We start from the raw sequence: 13826 nt of genomic DNA, 5'->3' as shown, positions 1-13826 counted from the left end.
AGGCATTCCCACGCCGGAGCGTGAGGAACGATAAGTGTCTGGGCAACGATAATCTCCACTATCGTGCGACGCTCCGCGTCGGCATGCGTTTCTGGACGCTCTGCGTCCTATCCTGAATAGGCGGCGCAGCGCAGATTTGTGACGCGGAGCGTCACCCCAGGCATTCCCACGCCGGAGCGTGAGGAACGATAAGTGTCTGGGCAACGATAATCTCCACTATCGTGCGACGCTCCGCGTCGACATACCATTTCTGGACGCTCTGCGTCCGGTCCCGGTTGGATGTCGGGTGCGTTGAGACCGTAATGTTCGTGACCAATCCCCAACAATGTCACTTATTGTCCACTTACTCCAATGTCAGTAAGCTCCGCCCCATGAGCAAAAACATCAGCAATCCCGCAGCAGGTCGTGGTCCGGTGGACCATGAGATTCGTGATCAGATCGTGATTGCGGCCACCGAACATTTCAGCCAGTACGGTTACGGCAAGACCACCGTGTCCGATCTCGCCAGGGCTATCGGTTTTTCCAAGGCGTACATCTACAAATTCTTCGAGTCCAAACAGGCCATCGGCGAGATGATCTGCGCCCACTGCCTGAGTGAAATCGAGGCCGAAGTCAGCGCCGCAATCAGCCAAACGGACCAACCACCGGAAAAGCTGCGACGCATGTTCAAATCAGTCGTTGAGGCCAGCATTCGCCTGTTTTCGCAGGACCGCAAGCTGTACGAAATCGCCACATCGGCAGCTACCGAACGCTGGCAGGCGACGCTGGTTTACGAGGAACACCTCAAGGCAACTCTCCGGGACATTCTGCAGGAAGGCCGACAGACCGGCGACTTTGAGCGCAAGACGCCTCTTGATGAAACGGTCATGGCGATCTATTTGGTCATGCGCCCCTACATCAACCCGCTGCTGCTGCAATACAGCTTCGAGCACACCGACGAAGGGCCGAGTCAGTTATCCAGCCTGGTGCTGCGCAGTCTGTCGCCTTAACAAAACAACACTTGTGACTATTGACTAAATTGGTCACTGGAATCAAAGTGCAGACACTGATCACTGCACATTGAGATTCCCATGCTCCGGCACCGATTCGTTTTGCTTGCTCTCGCCAGTGTTCTGCCGGCTGTCCTGACCGGCTGCAACGAAAAAACGCCAGCGGACCCGCGCACAGAAGCGCCATTGGTGCGCGTTGCGAGCCTCCAGGAGGCCGGCCTGGAGCCCCGTTCCTTCACCGGAACCGTAGCGGCGCGGGTGCAAAGCGATCTTGGTTTTCGGGTGTCCGGCAAGGTGCTGGAGCGGTTTGTCGATACCGGGCAGGCCGTCAAGCGCGGTCAACCGTTGATGCGTATCGACCCAGCCGACCTGAAGCTCGCTGCCAACGCCCAACGCGAAGCAGTGAATGCGGCCAGAGCCCAGGCAAAGCAGGCCGCAGACGAAGAGATACGTTACCGAAGCCTGCGCAGCAGTGGCGCCATTTCAGCGTCAAGCTACGACCAGATCAAGTCGACGGCGGATTCGGCCAAGGCTCGACTCAGTGCAGCCGAAGCGCAGGCAGAAGTTGCTCTCAATGCAACTCGCTACGCAGACCTTGTGGCGGATGCCGACGGCATTGTCATGGAAACCCTCGTTGAGCCCGGCCAAGTCGTCAGTGCAGGGCAAGCCGTGGTACGCGTGGCACACGCCGGACCGCGTGAAGCGGTTATTCAACTTCCGGAAAACCTGCGCCCCCGTATCGGTTCTACCGCCCAGGCCACGCTGTTCGGCAATCAGGACCTTAACGCCACAACACGGTTGCGACAGCTGTCGGACGTTGCGGACCGCCAGACCCGCACCTTTGAAGCTCGCTGGATACTGGAAGGCGAGATGGCAAATGCCCCACTGGGCACCACCATCACCGTGAAAATCCCCAGTGCAGATAGCGCCGGGCAAAGCACGTTGCGGGTGCCAATCGGCGCACTGTATGACACAGGCAAGGGACCGGGCATCTGGGTCATTCAAGGGGAGCCAGCCCAGGTTTACTGGACGCCAGTCGTGGTTCAGCAGCTTGATGACGAGCAAGCCAGCATCAGTACGCAGCTCAAGCCAGGCACACGAATAGTCGCACTTGGCGCGCACCTTCTGCACGAAGGTCAGCCAGTAAGAGTGACCGCTCAAGCGGCTTTGGCACAGAGCGCGCGCCCATGAGTAATGACCGTTTCAATCTGTCAGCGCTGGCCGTCCGCGAGCGCTCGATTACCCTGTTCCTTGTTTGCCTGATTTCGCTTGCCGGGATCATTGCCTTTTTCAAACTGGGCCGGGCCGAAGACCCGGCATTTACAGTCAAGGTAATGACCGTGGTGTCCGTCTGGCCGGGAGCAACCGCCCAGGAGATGCAGGATCAAGTGGCGGAGAAGATCGAAAAACGCCTTCAGGAGCTGCGCTGGTACGACCGCGCTGAAACCTACACCAGACCGGGCATGGCATTCACAACCCTGACTCTGCTCGACAGCACGCCGCCGTCGCAAGTGCCGGATGAGTTTTACCAGGCGCGCAAGAAAATCGGTGACGAGGCCATGACCCTTCCGTCCGGGGTTATCGGGCCGATGGTCAACGACGAGTATTCGGACGTCACCTTCGCGCTGTTCGCGCTGAAGGCCAAAGGCGAGCCGCAACGCGTACTGGCGCGTGACGCCGAATCGCTGCGCCAGCGCTTGCTGCATGTGCCGGGAGTGAAGAAGGTCAATATCGTGGGTGAGCAGCCCGAGCGAGTCTACGTCGAGTTCTCTCACGAGCGACTGGCAACGCTGGGTATCAGCCCTCAGACGGTATTTGCCGCGCTGAACGACCAGAACGCGCTGACCGCCGCGGGTTCGGTCGAAACCCGAGGACCGCAGGTATTTATCAGGCTCGATGGCGCTTTCGATGAGCTGCAGAAAATTCGCGATACGCCTGTTGTGGCACAGGGCCGGACATTGAAGCTGGCGGACATTGCCACAGTAAAACGCGGTTACGAAGATCCGGCGACGTTCATGATTCGCAACGGCGGCGAGCCTGCGCTGCTGCTAGGGATTGTCATGCGCGATGGCTGGAACGGGCTGGACCTGGGAAAGGCACTGGACCAGGAAGTGGGCGCGATCAACGCCGAACTGCCACTGGGCATGAGCCTGAGCAAGGTCACGGATCAGGCCGTCAATATCAGTTCGGCGGTCGATGAGTTCATGATCAAGTTCTTCGTCGCACTGCTGGTTGTCATGCTGGTCTGTTTTATCAGCATGGGCTGGCGTGTGGGTGTGGTGGTTGCTGCCGCCGTCCCGCTGACCCTGGCGGTGGTCTTCGTGATCATGGCCATGAGCGGCAAGAATTTCGACCGGATCACGCTGGGCTCGCTGATCCTGGCACTCGGGCTGCTGGTAGATGATGCGATCATCGCCATCGAAATGATGGTGGTGAAGATGGAAGAAGGATACGACCGCGTCGCTGCCTCCGCGTACGCGTGGAGCCACACCGCCGCGCCGATGTTATCCGGCACGCTGGTCACCGCCGTCGGCTTCATGCCCAACGGCTTCGCGCGCTCCACGGCAGGCGAATACACCAGCAACATGTTCTGGATCGTCGGTATCGCGCTGATTGCCTCGTGGGTGGTCGCCGTGTTTTTCACCCCGTATCTGGGCGTCAAATTGTTGCCTGATGTGAAGCAGATCGAAGGCGGACATCAGGCGCTTTACAACACGCCGCGCTACAACCGCTTCCGTCGGATTCTGGCGCGCGTCATTGCAGGCAAATGGCTGGTAGCAGGCTCGGTCATCGGGCTCTTTGTGCTGGCCGTGCTGGGCATGGGACTGGTCAAGAAACAGTTCTTTCCAGTGTCCGATCGTCCTGAAGTATTGATCGAACTGCAGATGCCTTATGGCACCTCGATTTCTCAAACCAGTGCAGCCGCTGCAAAAGTGGAAAGCTGGCTGGCTGAACAGGCGGAAGCCGGGATCGTCACCGCCTACATTGGTCAGGGTGCGCCACGCTTCTACATGGCGATGGGGCCGGAATTGCCTGACCCGTCATTTGCCAAGATCGTGGTACGTACCGACAGCCAGGAACAGCGTGAAACGCTGAAGCACCGATTGCGTCAGGTTATTTCCGAGGGGCTGGCCGCCGAGGCACAGGTAAGAGTCACGCAACTGGTCTTCGGCCCCTATTCGCCCTACCCCGTCGCTTACCGTATTGCCGGACGCGACCCGGAAACACTGCGCAGCATTGCGGCGCAGGTGCAACAGGTTCTGAACGCCAGCCCGATGATGCGCACCGTCAATACCGACTGGGGCACACGTACTCCGGCGCTGCATTTCACTTTGCAACAGGACCGTATGCAGGCCATGGGGCTGAGTTCCAGTCAGGTGGCTCAGCAACTGCAGTTTCTCCTGACAGGTCTGCCCGTTACGGCAGTGCGCGAGGATATTCGCACCGTGCAGGTGGTTGCACGCTCCGCTGGCGACACCCGACTTGATCCGGCAAGGATAATGGACTTCACCCTCACCGGCGTCGACGGGCAACGTGTTCCGCTGTCGCAGATTGGTACCGTTGATGTGCGTATGGAGGAACCGGTGATGCGACGGCGCGACCGCACGCCGACCATCACTGTGCGAGGCGACATAGCCGACGGCCTGCAACCACCGGATGTGTCGACAGCCATAACCCGACAGTTACAGCCGATTATCGACAAGCTGCCCAGCGGTTACCGGATCGAGCAGGCAGGTTCAATCGAGGAGTCCGGCAAGGCCATGACAGCGATGTTGCCATTGTTTCCGATCATGCTTGCGGTCACGCTGATCATTCTGATTCTTCAGGTGCGTTCGATATCCGCCATGGTCATGGTCTTCCTGACCAGTCCGCTGGGGCTGATCGGTGTAGTGCCTACGCTGATCCTCTTTCAGCAGCCATTCGGCATCAATGCACTGGTCGGGCTGATCGCACTGTCCGGCATTCTGATGCGCAATACGCTGATTCTGATTGGCCAGATACACCACAACGAGCAGGCGGGGCTCGACCCGTTTCAAGCGGTGGTCGAGGCTACCGTACAACGTGCGCGCCCCGTGATACTGACGGCGCTGGCCGCCATTCTGGCCTTTATCCCGCTCACCCATTCGGTATTCTGGGGCACGCTGGCCTACACGCTGATCGGCGGCACCTTTGCGGGTACGGTGCTGACCCTGGTGTTTCTGCCGGCCATGTACTCGATCTGGTTCAGGATCAGGCCGGATGGCAGCGGGCGACGACTGGAGACACAGCCCGCCTGAATTCAGTCAGTCGGTAAATGCAGACGCCCTGAAGGTGTATAAGGCGCAGGATCAATAATGGGCTCGCGGTTCAGCAGCAGGTCAGTGATCAACTGGCAGGAAGCCGGGGCCAGCACCAGACCGTTGCGGTAATGACCGCAGTTGAGCCACAGGCCATCAAACCCGGCCAAGGGCCCGATGAACGGAATGCCCTCGGGCGAACCGGGACGCAGGCCTGCCCATTGGGCGACAGGCTCAGCGTTGGCCAGTTCCGGAAGCAATTCGATGGCCGACGCTTTGAGGCTTTCCAGCGCGGCATGCGTGGTGGTCTTGTCGAACCCTTCATGTTCCAGGGTGCTGCCTATGAGTATGTGGCCGTCACGGCGCGGGATCGCGTAGCGCCCTTTGGCCAGCACCATGCTCGACAGAAAGTCCGACGCACACTTGTAGAGAATCATCTGGCCTTTTACCGGCTCGACCGGCAGGTCCAGACCAAGGGTCTTGAGCAGTTCACCACTCCACGCCCCCGCTGCCAGAATCACCCGATCCCCGGTTACATCGCCCGAAGGCGTGCTCACGCCCGAAACCCTGCTACCCTCGCGCACAAAACCGCTGACTTCGCACTGCTCGCGAATCTCGACATTGGGCATCGCCAGCAAGGCAGCCTTGAGCGACTTGACCAGCCGGGGGTTGCGCACGTTGGCCACATCGGCCATGTAGATGGCCCGCGAATAGCCCTCCCCCAGAACCGGTACGGCATCATTCACCGCCGAGATATCGACACTGGTCAATGAGCGTTTCTCGCGCACCGCCCATTCAAGCGCGGCCTGTTCGTCGTCAAGGTCGAGCCAGTACAGGCCTGTCTTGTGAACCTCGGGATCGATGCCGGTCTGTGCGAGCAACCGCTCGGCGAGATGCGGGTAGAAGTCCTGCGACCAGTGCGCCAGCGCGGTGACTGCCGGGCTGTAGCGCCACGGGTAAAGCGGCGAAACAATCCCGCCGCCCGCCCAGGAAGACTCCTGACCAACGCCCGAACGATCAAGCAAAACGACGCTGACCTGCTCAGAGGCGAGATTGAAGGCGGTCAGCAGACCTATGACGCCACCGCCGACAATGACTGTTTTTTGCTTGGACATCTTGGTCTCGGGACAAGAAAAACGGTTTTAGCGGCCCCAGCAGTCTTTGGTGGTCACGCCCGAGGTAGCGCCAGTGTTGCTGCGCGCACCGGTGTTGGTGATCACAAAACTGCCGCACTTGTCACCGGCCATCAGCGTGCCGGCTATGGGTGTAGCCGTCAGGGTGAAGTCGGTGGCGTTGAGGGCCGGATTAATCGTGTAGTACGCATTGCTGGCAACCACACCCTTGTAATCAGCATAAGTTCCCTTTTGCGAATAGAAGCGCTCCAGCGCCTGGGTCTGCTCGGACAGCAGGCTGGCAATCGCCGACCGCTGGGTACGCTTCACGTACTCGGTGTAGCTGGGATACGCGATGGCCGCCAGAATACCGACAATCGCCACGACGATCATGAGTTCGATCAACGTAAAGCCCCTGGATATCGCTCGCATGATTCGTTTCCCTATTGGATTTGTCGCCACATGATGCGTTGGCTGCCACTCCCGCCCTTTTCCTGCAGAGGCTCAGCCGGATTGCCCGTGGAGTTATTAACGATCTTCACATCATTGCCGTTCCCGGCACCCGAGACGATAGCTGAGACGACCGGGATGCCGGTGTACCCCAGTCCCGCGACAAGCAAGTCTGAACTGTTGATAGCGCTATCGCCGCTGGTATCGAGCACCTGATAGTTAAGCATGCTGCCAGTCGCGGCATTGAGCTCGAATAAACGACCGGTGCCGGTGCTCTCACAAGGGTCGGCGGAGTTTACGGATGCAGTCGAGAAAATAATCCGGCCCCTACTGGTCTGCGCGGGATAAATGATTCGCTCCCCCAGATAGGGTGCTACGGCGGAGAGCGGCATGTACCAGCCTTTCTTGACTGACCAATCCACATCATTGGTTGTCGATGTGAAATAGGTAGTTCCGTTACTGATGACGCTGCCATTGACCGCCTGCGCCTGCAGGTTCGCCTCGACAGTGCTACCCGTTCCGGAGTCGGCATCCCATATCGCGTAAAAGTCCTGAAGGGCAGTGGTTTGCTTGTCTGCAACTTCCAGAAACTTGCCTGTCCCGAAATAAACGATCTTGCCGTTGAGCGGATGATCGAGCACGAAGGGTTGAACCGTTATCGGTTGGTTGGCACCACGCGGTGCCGTGAACAAAGGCGCGCCGCCAAAAGCCACTTTCCAGCTGGCGGCGGTTGCACCACTCATGTCGAACTTCCACAGCCGCCCTTTCAGGTCGCCCGCGTAGGCAGCCTGAACCACGTTCTGAGCGTTGACACGCAATTTGACCGAAGAAAGCCCGTTATCGGTTTCGTTGTTAAGCACCGGCGTCTGGATCTCGGCAATGAACGCCCCGGTATTGGCATTCAGTACATACAGCGACGCTCTGCCGGTGAAACTGCCATAACCGTTCCCGACCACCATAATCCCGGTGCCATCCGCCATCCGCGCGACATCCGGTTTGGAATAAGCGTATCCAAGATTGTTGAATTTGTTGTTGGTGTCGGACGTGTCAGGTGCCCTGACCTCCCATAACGCGCTGACGGTGTTACTCGTCCCCTCAAATAGCTTGATTGCGAAGAACGCCTTGCCACCAGCCCCGGTCCCACCATAAGCGACGGTGCGCCACGCTGAACCGGCTGACAATTGCGTATCAAACACTGCAATCTGCCCATCCACGGTGAACTTGTGCACGCCGGATCCATAAGTGGTCGATGCGATGGTAGCCAGTGAAGTCAGGGCGGTGGATGGCATGTAGGCGTATCGTCTTGAACCATCACTGGTATTGATAACGTTGAAAAAGCCGTCATTGGCATTGGCCAGAATGCTGGGAGTCATGCTGTTTGCCTTGGTGGCCAGATAGGTGGTGTAAGTGGTGTCACCTGTCAGGTCGGCGGCGGTCTTTTGTGAAGGGAATGCAGTACCAAGCGAAGAGTTGACTATATCGCCCAGCAGCCGGGTACGTGTCCTGAACTTCGCGTTGGTGGTCCCCTTGGCCCAGGCGATAAGCTCTGCTCCGGTGGCATTGGTTGGCAAAGTAGCGTTCAGTGCCGTCTGTTGAGCAGTGCTGAAGGCGTTGTAATCCAGAGCGATCCTCCCCGGAGTGGCAACGTTCCAGGATTCGAAGACCGGTGCCGTTGCCCCACTGACGATGGCGGTGTCGGTAGTCCAGACCGGTGCACTCAACGCTCCATTGGTCTGATCCAGGTTGTAGGCTTTGATAGTGCCATGCCAATCGGTTGGGTCGTAAAGCGTCTGGTAGAACTGAGTCCCCGACTGGAGCGTTGATGAGTTTGCCGCCCCGCCTGCGCCAGAGCCGACCTTGGCATAGATATCGCTCAATGCCAGATTCAAGGCAGATGTCAGCCCCGCGCTGTCATTGGCCTGGAAGTATTTGCCATGGCCATGATTATCATCGGTCGCATCGTTCAACATCTGATTCGATGCAGTGAACCCAATGGTATAGGTGCTCATATTCTGTTTCACAAAGCCTGCGGTGTCCCAGCTTTTGCCGGTCAGGTCGCCCCCGGCAGTCACAGCATCCCGGCGCAGATCGATGTCATAGGCGAACTTGGCAAGATCGTCCAGATACAGCGTATCTCCCTCACCATCGCCAGACAGGTTGGCACCGTCATTGGCTGCGTTCAAATCCCAGTTGGGTAGCGAGCGAGTGGTGTCCAGGACATCGTCAGGGTCGTTGGTGGGGAACGTACGATCATAGGTGGGCAAGCCATCGGTAATCACGACGCCATAGTTTTTCTGGCAGCGGTACTGGATCGGACTCACATAGGTCGATCCGCTTTGATAGAACGGCGTCATCCCCCGGAAGTAGCGGGTGATCTCGTAATAGGTTTCAGCCAGTGGGGTATTGGCTGACGGGGTCAGGTTGGTAATGGCCGTTTTGAGGTCAGTAATATTCTGCGTAGCCTGCTGTTGAGAGACGCCAGTGGTTTGATAAGTGCTGACCGCTACCGGAGAGAGGTCCGCGACCACCCTGGCAATCTTGCCTCCGGGACCAGGATCACTGTTTGTGGGTTGGTTGAAAGACGCGAGGCCAATCCTGAGCGATGTATTGTTGGTCACCAGATTGGTCGCCACGGTTTTCGCGACGTTCATTCGATAGTCATTGGGAATTACGCCATTGGTGTAGTTTCGAACACCAAAAAAGTTGGGGCTGACCAGATCAATGAGATAAGACAGGTAATCAGCGGTATAACGGGTCAGCCCGCTACCGGCTGGATCCGGCAAATTAAGGCAGTACTGAATGCCATTGCGAAATACTGCACGACCGCCAAATGGACACATGAGTGAAAGAGTAAATATGCTGTTGGCGTTGATATCCCCCACCGACAGGGTTTGGTCGTCCGAAATGGTGCTCATGAACGGGCACGCTACGGTAATCAAGCCACTCAGGCACTGAGTCGAGTAGTAACCAATATCCGGACGATTGACCGATGCGTCAAACCCTGAATCCCAGATGATGTTGTACATACTGCCCGAGTTATCGACCAGCAACATAAGGTTTGGTGGCACCGCCGGAGAGCTCAACAGGGGCACTTGCGCTGGCGTGAAGGCATAAACCGGGCTTGCCAGATACAGCGCAAGCAGCGCGCCATAGAGGTATTTCAAGCCACCACGAAGCGCCTTAGCAATTGGCATAGATACTCTCCAGCACCGTTCGCGAGGTGCCTTGAATGGCGATGGCTGTTACCCGATACATCGTTACCGAGCCCGTACAATTTGCAGGACGTTTTATGGGCGTAGGCGTTGTACCCAGATTCTGAATGCCAAACATCGCAGCGCTAGTTCCGATCCAGGTCACCCCGGAAGTGCCCAGCCCCGGATTCTGTACCGTTGTCGAATCAACAGGCGGGGCGCAGGCAGCAAATGAGTTACAGACTGCCATTGCAAAACTGGACTCCATGATCCTGGACTCACCGAGACGAAGCTGTGCCTCGGCTGCCTGAAACGAAACATTACGAACCGTCACACTGCCCGCCATCTTCTCCTGCAATGTGGCGTTCTGCATGGAGGAAATGCCCAGCAATGTCAGCAGCAACAGGAACACGAGACTGACCAGCAGCACCATGCCGCGCTGTCTGGCAGGGAAAGCATAAGTCTGTGTTGAGGTGAAATGCATGGTCTTGTTCATACCCGGCCCGTTCACAAGCGATTACGCAGGTAAGCAACAACGTTGTACTGCTGACTCTTGACGATGCCATTCTGCCCATCCTGCAGCGTCAGACTGATACGAACGCTACGAACGTTAGCAGCATTGGCCTTGGTGACTGCCGTGGTATAGAACATCGGGTTGCCTGCCATTCCAAAGGAAACTGTAAAATCCGCGACATTCTGCAATAGCGGTTGTACATCGCCGCCCGTACCGTACTGGATGGTCAAATTTGTACCGGTAAGCTTGTAAACCAGCTGCCGCAGCGGAAAAGCCGTTTCCCCCGCAGCAGGTGCCCGACTGTTGGCGTAGAGCTGTGTAGTAGTCTGGCAGTTTGAAACGATAGTCCAGGTCGGCGTACCGCCTGCGGTACCTACATCGGTCGTCACCAGGGTGAGCGTCTTGGTCGGGTTATCCCAGAGAATCGGATTATCCAGCGCAGCAGGCCAAGGGACTGCGGGAGCTACAGGCGTGTAATTGCTGAAACTCAGGCAACCATACATACCCGTCATCCGGATTTCCTGAGTCAGTTTGCTCAGTATGAACCGGGCATCTTCCTGCATCCGGGCAGCTGCATTCTGGCTTCGATAAGTGCCTCTGGCGGCGGTGAATATCTGCACGATACCCAGGCTGACAACCAGCCCCAGCACCAGCGCCACCATGATTTCGACCAGACCGAAGCCTTTGGACGGCTTTCTCATGGGTTGACCCCGATCCGGGAGACCAGTTTGAAGATCTGAGTGGTCGGGCTGACGGTCGTATTCCCTGTTGCATGATTGCTCGAACCCGCAGCGCGTGCATCGCTCCAACCAATGATGATAGTCACCTCCGGAGCCTTGCTGACATCAATACTGCCCGTGCCGCTTGCGCCCGCAAAGTTAACGATATTGGTTTTGAAATCATACAAATCCTGCACCCTGGCATCGTTCGGGTTGGCGACTTGCTCCGTAGCCAGACTCGCCAGGGCATAGTTCGCCAGGACATTGGTCGACCCATTGGCAGACGAATTACCATCAACATTCGCCCGGATACGATCCATCATGTCGTAGGCAATGAAGCTGGCCTGGCTGGTCATGGCCGAACTGTCGGTGTATTTGAGGGCATTGAGCTGGATAGCGGCGGCCCCCAGCAGGCCAATCGCCAGGATCAGTACCGAAACCAGCACCTCGATCAGGGTCATGCCGCTCTGGCGATGTCGGGTTTCATTGGGCATTGCAGCTTCCACTGAGGACGATCCGGCCTGTCAGGCAGATACTCATGGTTTTGGTAGTACTGCCTCGGGTGTAGGTCATGGTTACCAGCGAAGACGGCGCGATTAGCCCGCCCAGATTGTTGAAATCGAATGCCGCCACATTGGGATCCGCCACCAACGTACCGCCGCTGCTCATTGCAGCCACTGTACGAAGCGCCTTCTTGTTGGCATCGGAAACCAGATAAACCTGCAATTCGCCAGTCCACGCCGTCCCGCTGGTCGGTGCAATACGCACCGTCACTCCCCGGTTTATCGCCTCAAGTCGCGCATAGTTGAGCGCCCGCTGCAAATCGCTGAGCTCGGTGTCGGCCTTGTTGCTCTGAATGGAACTGGTGAAACTCGGGATAGCGATAGCCGCAAGGATGCCCACCAGGGACACAGTGACTAACAATTCGATGAGGCTGAATCCCTTGGCTATATGACGCATTGAGTGTCTCCTAGACGTTACGACTATAAGGCAGCAATGCCGCAGGAAAATCCATAGCGGGACGTACGGTTGTTTTGTGACGACGAACGCCCGCAAGGTTCTGAAACCGCGGTTTCCAGGGAGGAAAGCATATGAGGCATGCAGGGTTCACACTGATCGAATTATTGATCGTCGTTGCACTGATCGGCATTCTGGCCAACGTCGCAACACCTTCTTTCAAGCAACTGATCGAATCCAGTCGCGGGCTCGCCGCCGCTCAGGAGCTGGCCAGCGGTATCCGTTCAGCAAGAGTCGCCGCTATAACGCGCAATCAGATTGTGACGATTCATGCCATTGAAGGTGACTGGAGCAACGGCTGGCGGATCATACTCGACCTGGACGGCAAAGGCCCCGACGAAAACGATACGCTGCTTGTAGAGCGCGCCAATGGCGGAATGACCCGCGTGGTCGGCAACCAGAAAGTGACGGAGCGACTGAGTTTCAACGGCCTGGGCAACTTGCGCAACAGAACCAACGGCACGTTGCATGTGTGCCTAAACGACCAGCCGGTCAGCAGCTATCGCGTGATAGTTGCGCCGACTGGACGGGTCAGGATAGAGGACACGAAGCGTGATGTTGCTTTGTGCGGGTAGGCAGCTTCAGAGCAGCGACTTGACGCGCAATTCCTTGGGCATGGAGAACGTGATGTTCTCCTCGCGACCGGCGAGTTCATCCGCACCGGTGGCGCCCCAGGCTTGCAATTGCTGGATCACACCACGCACCAAAACTTCCGGGGCCGACGCACCCGCGGTAATGCCAATACGCTCGACGCCTTCGAACCAGCCTTGTTGCATGTCCTCGGCACCGTCGATGAGGTACGCCGGAGTCGCCATGCGCTCGGCCAGCTCGCGCAGGCGGTTGGAATTGGAGCTGTTCGGGCTGCCCACTACCAACACCACGTCACACTCGTCGGCCAGTTGCTTGACCGCGTCCTGACGGTTTTGCGTGGCGTAGCAGATGTCGTCCTTGCGCGGCCCGCCAATGGCCGGGAAGCGCTTGCGCAACGCGTCGATTACCCGGCTGGTGTCGTCCATCGACAAGGTGGTCTGGGTCACGAACGCCAGGGAATCGGGGTTGCGCACCTGCAGGCTGGCGACGTCCTCTTCGTCTTCGACCAGATAGATCGCGCCGCCATTGCTGGCGTCGTACTGGCCCATGGTGCCTTCGACTTCCGGGTGACCGGCGTGGCCGATCAGGATGCACTCGCGGCCGTCACGGCTGTAACGGGCGACCTCGATATGCACCTTGGTCACCAGCGGACAGGTGGCATCGAATACTTTCAGGCCACGGCCAGCTGCTTCGGTACGCACCGCCTGGGAAACACCGTGGGCGCTGAAGATGACAATGACATCATCCGGCACCTGGTCCAGCTCTTCGACGAAGATCGCACCACGAGAGCGCAGGTCTTCGACGACAAATTTGTTGTGAACGACTTCATGGCGCACATAAATCGGCGGACCAAACACTTCCAGAGCGCGATTGACGATTTCGATCGCGCGGTCCACTCCGGCACAAAAGCCGCGGGGGTTGGCGAGTTTGATTTGCATGCTGTGCCTCATGGTTGGTACGGGCAGC

12 protein-coding genes are annotated in these 13826 nt (G+C 57.9%); 4 read left to right on the top strand and 8 right to left on the bottom strand.

Annotated features, from left to right (window positions below; translation table 11 throughout):
• Positions 1–371 precede the first annotated feature (371 nt).
• The 3 genes from RYA97_RS14400 (at position 372) to RYA97_RS14390 (ending at position 5266) form a co-directional block, all read left to right on the top strand.
• Positions 372–989 carry a TetR/AcrR family transcriptional regulator gene (locus RYA97_RS14400; protein ID WP_002551994.1) on the top strand — a complete coding sequence of 206 codons (618 nt, stop codon included), beginning with the start codon at positions 372–374 and terminating at the stop codon, positions 987–989.
• 81 nt (positions 990–1070) lie between these two features.
• A complete protein-coding gene (locus RYA97_RS14395; RefSeq protein ID WP_005777802.1) occupies positions 1071–2180 on the top strand; it encodes an efflux RND transporter periplasmic adaptor subunit in 1110 nt (369 codons plus the stop codon).
• On the top strand, positions 2177–5266 hold the full coding sequence (locus RYA97_RS14390) for an efflux RND transporter permease subunit (protein WP_316892545.1): 3090 nt from the start codon (positions 2177–2179) through the stop codon (positions 5264–5266). The genes RYA97_RS14395 and RYA97_RS14390 overlap by 4 nt, the downstream gene beginning before the upstream one ends.
• A 2-nt stretch (positions 5267–5268) precedes the next feature.
• Here the strand turns inward: RYA97_RS14390 and thiO are convergent, their stop codons facing one another.
• From thiO to RYA97_RS14355, 7 genes are read right to left on the bottom strand one after another with little or no spacing between them, the layout of a single operon-like run.
• Positions 5269–6381, bottom strand: a complete 1113-nt coding sequence (gene thiO / locus RYA97_RS14385) for a glycine oxidase ThiO (RefSeq protein WP_117140714.1) — start codon at positions 6379–6381, stop codon at positions 5269–5271.
• Positions 6382–6408: 27 nt separating this feature from the next.
• Positions 6409–6810 carry a type IV pilin protein gene (locus RYA97_RS14380; protein ID WP_039847603.1) on the bottom strand — a complete coding sequence of 134 codons (402 nt, stop codon included), beginning with the start codon at positions 6808–6810 and terminating at the stop codon, positions 6409–6411.
• A gap of 11 nt (positions 6811–6821) precedes the next feature.
• Complete coding sequence (locus RYA97_RS14375; RefSeq protein WP_010202108.1) at positions 6822–10022, bottom strand: pilus assembly protein; 3201 nt, start codon at positions 10020–10022, stop codon at positions 6822–6824.
• Positions 10009–10515 (bottom strand): PilX N-terminal domain-containing pilus assembly protein, encoded by a 507-nt coding sequence (locus RYA97_RS14370; RefSeq protein WP_004663457.1) that lies wholly within the window; start codon positions 10513–10515, stop codon positions 10009–10011. Before RYA97_RS14370 ends, RYA97_RS14375 begins: the two co-directional genes overlap by 14 nt.
• Positions 10516–10526: 11 nt before the next feature.
• Positions 10527–11234: a PilW family protein gene (locus RYA97_RS14365; RefSeq protein WP_117140713.1), complete on the bottom strand. Its 708-nt coding sequence runs from the start codon at positions 11232–11234 to the stop codon at positions 10527–10529.
• Entirely contained in the window at positions 11231–11746 is a 516-nt protein-coding gene (gene pilV, locus RYA97_RS14360; RefSeq protein ID WP_016981462.1) for a type IV pilus modification protein PilV, read from the bottom strand. The genes RYA97_RS14365 and pilV overlap by 4 nt, the downstream gene beginning before the upstream one ends.
• Complete coding sequence (locus tag RYA97_RS14355) at positions 11736–12212, bottom strand: GspH/FimT family pseudopilin (protein ID WP_004659632.1); 477 nt, start codon at positions 12210–12212, stop codon at positions 11736–11738. The genes pilV and RYA97_RS14355 overlap by 11 nt, the downstream gene beginning before the upstream one ends.
• Before the next feature lie 131 nt (positions 12213–12343).
• Here RYA97_RS14355 and RYA97_RS14350 point away from each other — a divergent pair, with 131 nt between their 5' ends.
• Positions 12344–12844, top strand: a complete 501-nt coding sequence (locus RYA97_RS14350) for a GspH/FimT family pseudopilin (RefSeq protein WP_004659633.1) — start codon at positions 12344–12346, stop codon at positions 12842–12844.
• A gap of 6 nt (positions 12845–12850) precedes the next feature.
• On the opposite strand, the gene ispH is transcribed toward RYA97_RS14350, so the two are convergent.
• On the bottom strand, positions 12851–13798 hold the full coding sequence (gene ispH, locus RYA97_RS14345) for a 4-hydroxy-3-methylbut-2-enyl diphosphate reductase (RefSeq protein WP_004659634.1): 948 nt from the start codon (positions 13796–13798) through the stop codon (positions 12851–12853).
• Between the last annotated feature and the right edge of the window lie 28 nt (positions 13799–13826).

This window comes from Pseudomonas syringae group sp. 26L6, from assembly GCF_032587815.1.
In the GTDB taxonomy this organism is placed as follows: Bacteria; Pseudomonadota; Gammaproteobacteria; order Pseudomonadales; family Pseudomonadaceae; genus Aquipseudomonas; species Aquipseudomonas amygdali.
This window is presented reverse-complemented; position numbering and strand designations above follow the sequence as displayed.